General features: G+C 38.7%; 8 protein-coding genes. 2 read left to right on the forward strand and 6 right to left on the reverse strand.

The features are described 5' to 3' along the window. Positions 1–557: 557 nt before the first annotated feature. On the reverse strand, positions 558–1,322 hold the full coding sequence (locus IW22_RS08455) for an MBL fold metallo-hydrolase (protein ID WP_034725587.1): 765 nt from the start codon (positions 1,320–1,322) through the stop codon (positions 558–560). Positions 1,323–1,413: 91 nt separating this feature from the next. Here IW22_RS08455 and IW22_RS08460 point away from each other — a divergent pair, with 91 nt between their 5' ends. Next, entirely contained in the window at positions 1,414–1,731 is a 318-nt protein-coding gene (locus IW22_RS08460; RefSeq protein WP_034725588.1) for a winged helix-turn-helix transcriptional regulator, read from the forward strand. On the opposite strand, the gene bioA is transcribed toward IW22_RS08460, so the two are convergent. The 5 genes from bioA to IW22_RS08485 all read right to left on the reverse strand — a co-directional run bounded on the left by bioA (position 1,685) and on the right by IW22_RS08485 (position 6,510). Further along, complete coding sequence (bioA, locus tag IW22_RS08465; protein WP_051891158.1) at positions 1,685–3,007, reverse strand: adenosylmethionine--8-amino-7-oxononanoate transaminase; 1,323 nt, start codon at positions 3,005–3,007, stop codon at positions 1,685–1,687. The two genes, IW22_RS08460 and bioA, sit on opposite strands and share 47 nt — an antisense overlap. A 119-nt stretch (positions 3,008–3,126) precedes the next feature. Continuing rightward, positions 3,127–4,113 carry a biotin synthase BioB gene (gene bioB, locus IW22_RS08470; protein WP_034725590.1) on the reverse strand — a complete coding sequence of 329 codons (987 nt, stop codon included), beginning with the start codon at positions 4,111–4,113 and terminating at the stop codon, positions 3,127–3,129. A gap of 2 nt (positions 4,114–4,115) precedes the next feature. Continuing rightward, the gene (gene bioD, locus IW22_RS08475; RefSeq protein ID WP_034725591.1) at positions 4,116–4,730 is read right to left on the reverse strand and encodes a dethiobiotin synthase; all 615 of its coding nucleotides are present in this window, start codon (positions 4,728–4,730) and stop codon (positions 4,116–4,118) included. Positions 4,731–4,793: 63 nt separating this feature from the next. Next, a complete protein-coding gene (locus IW22_RS08480; RefSeq protein WP_034725592.1) occupies positions 4,794–5,894 on the reverse strand; it encodes an aminotransferase class I/II-fold pyridoxal phosphate-dependent enzyme in 1,101 nt (366 codons plus the stop codon). Next, positions 5,887–6,510 carry a hypothetical protein gene (locus tag IW22_RS08485; protein WP_034725593.1) on the reverse strand — a complete coding sequence of 208 codons (624 nt, stop codon included), beginning with the start codon at positions 6,508–6,510 and terminating at the stop codon, positions 5,887–5,889. The genes IW22_RS08480 and IW22_RS08485 overlap by 8 nt, the downstream gene beginning before the upstream one ends. Positions 6,511–6,668: 158 nt before the next feature. Here IW22_RS08485 and IW22_RS08490 point away from each other — a divergent pair, with 158 nt between their 5' ends. Then, positions 6,669–8,156 carry a PLP-dependent aminotransferase family protein gene (locus tag IW22_RS08490; RefSeq protein ID WP_034725594.1) on the forward strand — a complete coding sequence of 496 codons (1,488 nt, stop codon included), beginning with the start codon at positions 6,669–6,671 and terminating at the stop codon, positions 8,154–8,156. Positions 8,157–8,808 lie beyond the last annotated feature (652 nt).

Genomic DNA, 8,808 nt, shown 5'->3' on the forward strand with positions numbered 1-8,808 from the left:
TGAAATTAAAGTATTGGGTAGTGAAGACGGGAACTTTAAATGTGTATCTTATTGTTTCCCTTAATCACAAAAGGAATAGAGCATAAAGAAAGTTTTGAGAGATTCATTTACCACAGCGAGTGTAGTGTCATTTAAATCAAATTCTTGTAAAAAAACAATAATAAAGCGATCGATGGTGCTTCATGTGGTTCCTATTTTCCTTAAATGATTATTCTGTCTTATCGGAACACATCGGAGAACAGTACAGAGCCGGAGGTCTTAGCCTGGCCACAGTTGCTATTATTCTATGAAATATAGTTTATATTGAAAAAGCAGTGCTGCACATTAAACAGCAAGGAGACGAAAATTAATGAAGAATTACTCCAGTATCATTCCCCTTAGGTTGTGAGAACATCCATCTAACAGAGGATTATGTCTGGAATAATAAAAGTAACATTAAAATCGGAAGAATTAAAATTTTTAAGAGTGAGTAATCCATAATAGCTATCGAAATAATTGTTTATAATAGATTTTATCCTTAACCCGGTTTTTTTTATTTTTCGTGAGCCGACACCAGATTAATCAAAAGAATATTCTTCACCATTCAGCAAAACAAAACATCGGTCCTGCCATCCGCTTTCTATGATTTTATCCTGAATAAATTTCCGGTCTTCTTTACAATGACTTACCGCCTCAAGATGAGTTATCAAAACGGTGGCATCAGGAATATACTCACAAACCTTAATGATATCCTGGCTGGTCATAATAATAGGATCTCCCACGACAAAAGTCGCTGCACCACCTGCAACCACAATATGCTGAGGTCTGTGTTTATCAATTTCTGTAGCAATTCCTTCATACCAGATACTGTCGCCAACGATGTAAAGTGTTTTTTCTTCCGTTTTAAAGACAAAACCATTGACTTCCCCCATCTTCTCTCCTATTTCTCCGGTTCCGTGCTGTCCCTGCGTAATGGTAATATTGATATTTTCCCAGATCATGCTGTCTTTAATGGAAATTATATTTTTAAAACCTGACTGCGCAATGTGCTCTGCAATCACCTCAGGGCAAATCACGGGAATATCTTTGTTTAAAAGTTCAATCGCTTTTCCGTCCCAGTGATCGGGATGAAGGTGGGTTACTGCTACAGCATCAATTTTTGACAGTTTATCTTTCAATTCCTCTTCACTGAATGGAAGATCGACTAATGGATTCAATAATTCGTTATCCGTCATCGGAAATTTCCCCAGAGAACCTTTTGCGCCAAGCATTGGGTCAATTAAAATATTTTTCTCTCCGATTTGGATTAATAATGTGGCATTGCGCCATAATTCCAGTTTCATTTTGTTTAATTTTGTCCTGTAAAACTAGGGCTAAATCAAGGCTGGATAATAGACGGTTACCAAAAGGTTCACCACTTATATACAAGGATCTATGAATTTTGAAGAATTTAAAAACTGTGGGCTCAGACGAAGCCTGGATATTCTTTCCGGAAAATGGAAACCATTAATCCTTCAGAATCTTTTTGAGGAAGAGCAGGTTCGTTTTGTAGAATTGTGGCGTAAAATGCCCAGGGTTTCAAAGAAAGTGCTTTCGGAGCAGCTGAAACAAATGGAGGAAAATCATATGATTCAACGGATTGAAGTTTACAATTTTCCTCCTGAAGTCTATTATAAGCTGACGGATAAAGCCCGGAAATTAGGCCCTATTCTCGATCAGCTGCATCAATGGGGCAATGATCTGGATTCTTAAAAGCATCCAGTACCTCCAGTATATTCTGATAAACAAAGTTCAGTTCCTCTGACGTGATGCAATACGGCGGAACCAGATACATCACATTCCCCAGCGGACGCATAATGATCCCACGTTCCAGAAATTCATCATATAAAACCTTTCCTATTTGGTTAAAATAAGAAGTATTTTGGTCGGTTTTATACTCAAAAGCCAGAATAGTTCCGGTCTGACGTACATTTTCAACATCCGGATGCTGTGAAAGAGTTTTAGAAAAATCTGAATGCTTTCTACTGATAAGATCAATGGCCGCTAACGTTTCTTCCTGTAATAAAAGTTCCATGCTGGCCAGTGACGCCGTACAGGCTAAAGGATTGGCCGTAAAAGAATGACCGTGAAACAGCGTTTTATACTTATCATCAGATAAAAAAGCATTGAAAATCTCCTGTGAACACGTCGTAATTCCCATAGGCATCGTTCCGCCGGTAAGGCCTTTTGAAAAGCACATAATATCCGGCATTTCTGTCAGATGGTTAGCGGCAAAAAGCTTTCCTGTTCTTCCAAAACCTGTGAATACTTCGTCCTGAATCATCAGAATTTCTTCAGCTCGACAAAACTTCATGAGTTCATCCAGATGTTTGGCTTCGTACATCAGCATTCCTGCAGCGCCCTGTACCAATGGCTCATAAATAAAACAGGCTGTTTCTTCCGCCAGATCTCTAATCTGAATTTTTAAGCTTTCCAGGTTTTCTGCATTGGGTGTATCAATAAAAACCACCTCAAACAGCATACTTCCAAAAGGTTTTGTCCAGACACTTCTTCCGCTCACAGACATCGCCCCAAACGTATCACCGTGGTAAGCATTTTTAAAAGCCAGAATCTTTGTTTTTTCTTTCCCTAAATTATAAGCATACTGAATACACATCTTCAGTGCCGCTTCAACAGCCGTCGAGCCATTATCGGAATAAAAAACCTTTTTCTGATTCTTTGGAAGCAGGTTCAATAAGTTTTCTGACAACTGAACCGCCGGTTCATGTGTAAAGCCTGCAAAAATAACCTGTTCCAGAGTATTCAGCTGCTGAAAAACACGCTCTGCAATATAAGGATGAGCATGACCGTGCAACGTCACCCACCAGGATGAAACCGCATCGATATACTTTTTCCCATCCTCATCATATAAATAAACACCCTTTCCTTTTACAATAGGCACTGCATCACCAGCCGTTTTCATCTGCGTGTAAGGATGCCAGTTGACGGCTTTATCTCTTGACTGTAATGATTGTATTAATGTATTCATTTTTTTAAATTAGAAGTTAGAAGTTAGAGACTAGAGGTTAGAAGAGAGAAAATTGAAGTTCTGCAAGTCAACCTGTGACTTACAAAACTTCAATTTTATAACCCGAATCCCGAACCGCGTTAACAACAATTAGCCTCCTTCATCTTCATTGGCTTCAGGCCCAGCTTTTCCAGCATCTGCATATCTTCGGAAACGCCCGGATTAGGTGTTACCAATAAGGTTTCTCTTTCTCCTGTAAAGATGGAATTAGCTCCGGCCATAAAGCACCAGGCCTGTTCCGTTTCGCTCATCTCGATACGTCCTGCGCTTAATCTGACCATGGATGAAGGCATAACAATTCTTGCTGTCGCAATCATTCTGACCATTTCCCAGGTGTCCACTTTTTCGTTGTCTTCAAGCGGTGTTCCTGCCACTCTGGCTAAAGCATTGATGGGAACAGATTCCGGATGTTTTGGCATAGTAGCTAAGGTTAAAAGCATTGAAATTCTGTCTCTATGCGTTTCTCCAAGTCCTATAATACCTCCGGAACATACTGTTATTCCTGCATTTCTTACGTTGTTGATCGTATTAATCCTGTTATCAAATGTTCTTGTTGAAATAATTTCTTCATAATACTGCTCAGAAGTATCCAGATTATGATTGTAAGCGTATAAACCTGCCTCTTGAAGACGGATAGCCTGCTCTTCAGTAAGCATTCCTAAAGTACAGCATACCTCAAGCCCAAGCTCATTCACTCCTTTTACCATATCAATTACACGGTCAAAATCACGGTTATTTCGGACTTCACGCCATGCTGCAGCCATACAGAAACGGGATGAACCGCTGTCTTTTGCCTTTTGAGCGTGAGCAATAACGGTTTCTGTCGGAAGCAATGCCTGCACTTTGATATTGGTATGGTAACGAGCCGCCTGACCACAATATGAGCAGTCTTCAGGGCATCCTCCTGTTTTGATAGATAATAAAGTAGATATCTGTACTTCGGTCGGATCATGCCATTCACGGTGAACGGTAGATGCCTTATAAATCAGTTCCAGTAACGGCTGGTGGTAAATTTCTTCTATTTCTTCTTTTGTCCAGTTGTTTCTTACGGTTGTTTTTTGGTCCATTATCATAATTTTGTTTTTGTTAATTGTTCTGCGGCAGCTTTAATACTGTCTTTTGTGGGTAGGTCAATTTCAGGGATACGGATGATCCTCGTTTCTCTTTTAATAAAGTTGCAGATCACTCTTTCCGTATCCGGAGGAAAAACTCCGTTGAGGATCAGATATTCCAGTTTGAGTTTTTTCTGTTCTAATGCCATGATGGAAAGCAAAGTATGATTAATACATCCTAAATAATTCCTCACCACCAATGCCACCGGAAGATCCAGTTTTTCTATCAGATCGATCATGAAAATATCATCTGTAAGGGGTACCATAAGTCCTCCTGCCCCTTCTACAATAAGCCTGTTTTGTGTTTCAGGCAGATGAAACTCATCAAGATCGATTTTTATATTTTCTTCTTTGGCAGACTGATGCGGTGATGCAGCCAGCTTAAAACGGTAGGCCTCCGGATGGTAGACTGTATTTTCTGTCCATGATTCTATTTTATGGCTGTCCGAATAGTCCAAATCTCCGGACTGCACAGGTTTCCAGTAGTCGGCTTTAAAATATTGTGTTAAAACAGCAGAGCAAATTGTCTTTCCTACTTCGGTGCCTATGCCGGTGATGAATAGTTGGGTCATGCGGGTACGGGTTTCGAGATGCGTGATTCGGGGGTTAGGTTTAAATATTAATTTTTGTTTGGTTTAAAGGAATGCTTTGATGCTTTCTGTGAGTTCTATGATCTCCTTTTCGGTATTGAAGCTGTGGAGGCATATTCTGAGTCTTTCAGTTCCTGCTTTTACAGTGGGACTGTAGACGGCATAGGTTAAGAAATTATGATCAGATAGTCCTTTCTGTAAACTTCTTAATTGCTGATTATCCGGAACCAATACAGCCTGTATCGGACTCAATTCCGAAGATGGTGTTTCTATATCTTGATTTCTGAAAATTTCAATGTTTTGATGAAGCTTTTCTGACAGTTCCGGTTTTTGCTTTAAAAATTCATATCCGGTTTTAATAGCCATCCATAAAAAATCCTGAGCTGCGGTCGTATAAATAAACGGAGACGCAAAATTCACTAAATAGGATTTTACGGTTTCATCACAAAGAATAGCTGCACCATGGGCTCCTAAAGCTTTTCCGTAGGTCATTACCACTGCAAAAACATCCTTTTGCAACTGATATTTTTCAATCAAACCATATCCGAAAATTCCGAAAGCATGGGCTTCATCTACAATCAGTGCGGCATTATATCTTTTCGCTAAAGCTGCAATTTCCTGAAGGGGTGCCAGATCTCCATCCATAGAATAAAGGCTTTCTATAGCAATATAACATGGTCCGGTTTGCTTTTTCAGAATACTTTCCAGATCTTCCGGATCATTGTGACGGAATTTTAATTTCCGGGCATGAGACATCCTGCACGCATCATGAACAGAGCGGTGAATCTGCTCATCTACAATAATCGTGTCATGACGGTCAGGCAGTGTGGAAAATAAAGCCAGATTAGCATTGTAACCGGAAGAGAAAAGCAGAGCTGAAGGATATTGATGCTGTTCAGCAATGTACTTTTCTGTTTCATCAGTCGTATTGCTGTTTCCGCTGATCAACCTTGAACCGGAGCTTCCAGAAAGAAGTTTAGGATTTTCCTGAACCTTCAAAAGCAGTTGTGCCTGAAGTTCATCATTTCCTGCCAATCCAAGATAGTCATTGGAATAAAAGTCAATTCCAGCTGATTTTGACTTTAAAGTTCTTAATATGCCCGCTTCTTTTCTTTTGTCAAGTGCATCCTGAAATTTTTTAAGCATAATTCAACTCTGAAACTTCCTCTGCGATGGCATGGATCCACTGATCATGCAATTCTTTTTCTATGGTCAAAATCTTTTCTGCATGCTGCTGCCAGTCTGTGGAAAATTCATTTAACTGATTGATCATTTCCTCAAGATGTCCTTCCTCTTCCAGAATAATAGATTTCACCATAATTCTTGAAGATTCATTGGTCAGAATATCCTGATATACCGGGTACAGTTCATCTGCGCGGACTTCAATTGCATAGGTTACAAAAAGGTAAGCTGCGTATTTCAGTTCTTCTTTATTCAGGTTAAAAGCAGTTTGAAGATATCTACACGCTTTTACATCCAGCGAATGAAGATACTGTCGGGTGGCGATCGGAGCCAAAAGTTCGTCCGCTTCATAGGTTTTACACAATTCGGGATCTATTTTTCCAATCTGTTTTTTTAGATAATAAGCATGACGGTGCTCTTCAGCAGCATGTTTCAGCTGAATCAGCGTGACAGAAACCGGATGCTCACATTTGGAGATCTTTCTGGCACCGGCATTTTCCATGAACGAAAGGGTGTTCAGCCATTTGGCGTGAGTTCCGCCGTCCTGGACGATTTTTTCAAGCAGTTGATGAAATTCCATAGGTTATCAATTTTGGTTCAGGTTGCGAGTTTCGAGATTTAATCCTCTTATTATAAGCTATGATTATCACCTCATAACTTGTATCCCGTAACTTTTCATTTATTCTGATTCAAAATTAGTATATTGCCGGACCACTAAAAGGTACCAGTTTTAAGATTATGGATAGTCCGGTTAAGATTCCTTACGAAAGTTTTATAGAAATTGACAGAAATTCAGAGACTTCAATCTATATGCAGATTGCCAATCAACTGATTAATGCTATTCAGCGAGGTTTTCTGCCCTATGGCACCAAGTTACCGGGAACCAGAGCCTTTAGTGAAGTTCTGGAAATCCACCGGAATACTGCTGTGGCTGTTTATGACGAATTATCTGCACAGGGCTGGGTGGAAAGTCTTCCGAATAAAGGAACATTCATCATTGGAGAAAATCAGGAAAAGCCTGTAAAGGTCAAGGATTTTGAAAAAGATAACCTTCAAAATTATCCTGAGACAACAGGTTTTTCATTCAAAACTTCGAATATTTTAGATAATCCTTTTGAGCATTCAGACTGCCAGTATGTTTTTAATGATGGTGTTCCGGATATCAGACTGACTCAGATCGGGCAACATTCCAGGTTCTACAGCTCTATTCTTAGAAGAAAATCCAACCAGAAAATGCTTGGACATTACAATCATGATGGAAGTGAATTTTTTAAAGAACATTTATCTCATTATCTTAATCTATCCCGCGGGTTGCCTATTTCAAAGAACAATCTTCTCATTACCCGAAGCACGGAAATGAGTATTTATATCGTTTCCGAAATTCTGCTTTCTGTGGGAGATACCGTGTTGGTGGGAGCTTTGAGTTATTTTTCCGTCAATATGATTTTCCAAAAAGCAGGTGTGAATATTGTTTCCCTGCCGATAGATGAAGAAGGAATTATCGTTGAACATGTCCGGGAAGCCTGTAAAAAGCAAAAAATCCGGATGCTTTATCTTACTCCACACCACCACTATCCGACTACCGTTGCTTTAAGTGCTCAGCGAAGACTTGAATTGCTCGATCTTGCTCATGAATACGGCTTTATTATCCTTGAAGATGATTACGATTATGAATTTCATTACGATAAAAGTCCGATTCTTCCTTTGGCAAGTGCAGATACGAAAGGCATGGTTATTTATATCGGATCTTTTGGAAAATCGCTGGCTCCGGGGTTCAGGACCGGGTTTATTGTCGCTCCGGAAAATCTGATGGTCGAGATGAGGAAATACCTTGGAATTATAGACCGTCAGGGTGATATTTTAATGGAAAGAGCTTTGGGTGAGATGATTGAGGAAGGAGAAATACATCGTTATCTGAAAAAATCTTTAAAGGTGTATCAGGAAAGACGCGACCATTTTGCAGAACTGCTTAAAGAAAATTTAGACGAATTTATACAGTTTCAAAAGCCTTCGGGAGGTCTTGCTTTCTGGCTGGAATGGAAAGTTCCCGTCAATCTGATGCAGCTGAGTCGGAACTGTGCACAGAACAACCTGTTTATTCCTAAAACACTCCTTTATCAGACAAAAAATCTTACGGCGATGAGGCTGGGTTTTGGAAATCTTAACTTTGAGGAAATGGAGAAGAGTATCGAAATTCTTTCTAATCATGCGAGAAAATTATTGTAAAATGACTTGCTTTTTTTGAATTAACCACGGATGGCACGAATTTTCACAGATGTTTTTACTATCCATATGTAAACAAAAAATATCAACCACAAAAGTCACAAAAGTTTTCTTGAAACACTTAAGTTTATTTAAAGTTTAAAAACTTATCGTAAAAAAGGACACTTAAGTTTTTGTGAAAACCTCTGATTTTCTTTACTATAACAGAAAGATTTGCCTGATCTTTTTAATCTGCGAGAGATAATATTTTAAACCATTAAGTATTATTAAGCTTTTAAGAATATTAAGTTTTAGCTTTGCTTTAAGGCGTAGAGCTTAAAAAAATCATTTGATTTTTTTCTTAACTCACCTTACTATCTTCATTTATCTTAATGTTTTAAAAAGCGTAGGATTAAAATTTCAGTGAGAAAAAACAGTTTTGTTTTATTGTAAATAAAAATGTAAAATTAACCACAGATGACACGGATTTTCACAGATGTTTGCGTTTTATGAAACCGTATGTAAACAAAAAATATCAACCACAAAAGTCACAAAAGTTTTCTTGAAACACTTAAGTTTATTTAAAGTTTAAAAACTTATCGTAAAAAAGGACACATAAGTTTTTGTGAAAACCTCTGATTTTCGTTACTATAACAGAATGATTTGCCTGATCTTT

This window comes from Chryseobacterium sp. JM1, assembly GCF_000737715.1.
Classification (GTDB): domain Bacteria; phylum Bacteroidota; class Bacteroidia; order Flavobacteriales; family Weeksellaceae; genus Chryseobacterium.

Bases quoted from the DNA above. Each gene is read 5' to 3' on its own strand.
- bioA (WP_051891158.1), bottom strand. From the start codon at position 3,007: ATGAATACATTAATACAATCATTACAGTCAAGAGATAAAGCCGTCAAC.
- bioB (WP_034725590.1), bottom strand. From the start codon at position 4,113: ATGGACCAAAAAACAACCGTAAGAAACAACTGGACAAAAGAAGAAATA.
- IW22_RS08460 (WP_034725588.1), top strand. From the start codon at position 1,414: ATGAATTTTGAAGAATTTAAAAACTGTGGGCTCAGACGAAGCCTGGAT.
- bioD (WP_034725591.1), bottom strand. From the start codon at position 4,730: ATGACCCAACTATTCATCACCGGCATAGGCACCGAAGTAGGAAAGACA.
- IW22_RS08480 (WP_034725592.1), bottom strand. From the start codon at position 5,894: ATGCTTAAAAAATTTCAGGATGCACTTGACAAAAGAAAAGAAGCGGGC.
- IW22_RS08485 (WP_034725593.1), bottom strand. From the start codon at position 6,510: ATGGAATTTCATCAACTGCTTGAAAAAATCGTCCAGGACGGCGGAACT.
- IW22_RS08490 (WP_034725594.1), top strand. From the start codon at position 6,669: ATGGATAGTCCGGTTAAGATTCCTTACGAAAGTTTTATAGAAATTGAC.
- IW22_RS08455 (WP_034725587.1), bottom strand. From the start codon at position 1,322: ATGAAACTGGAATTATGGCGCAATGCCACATTATTAATCCAAATCGGA.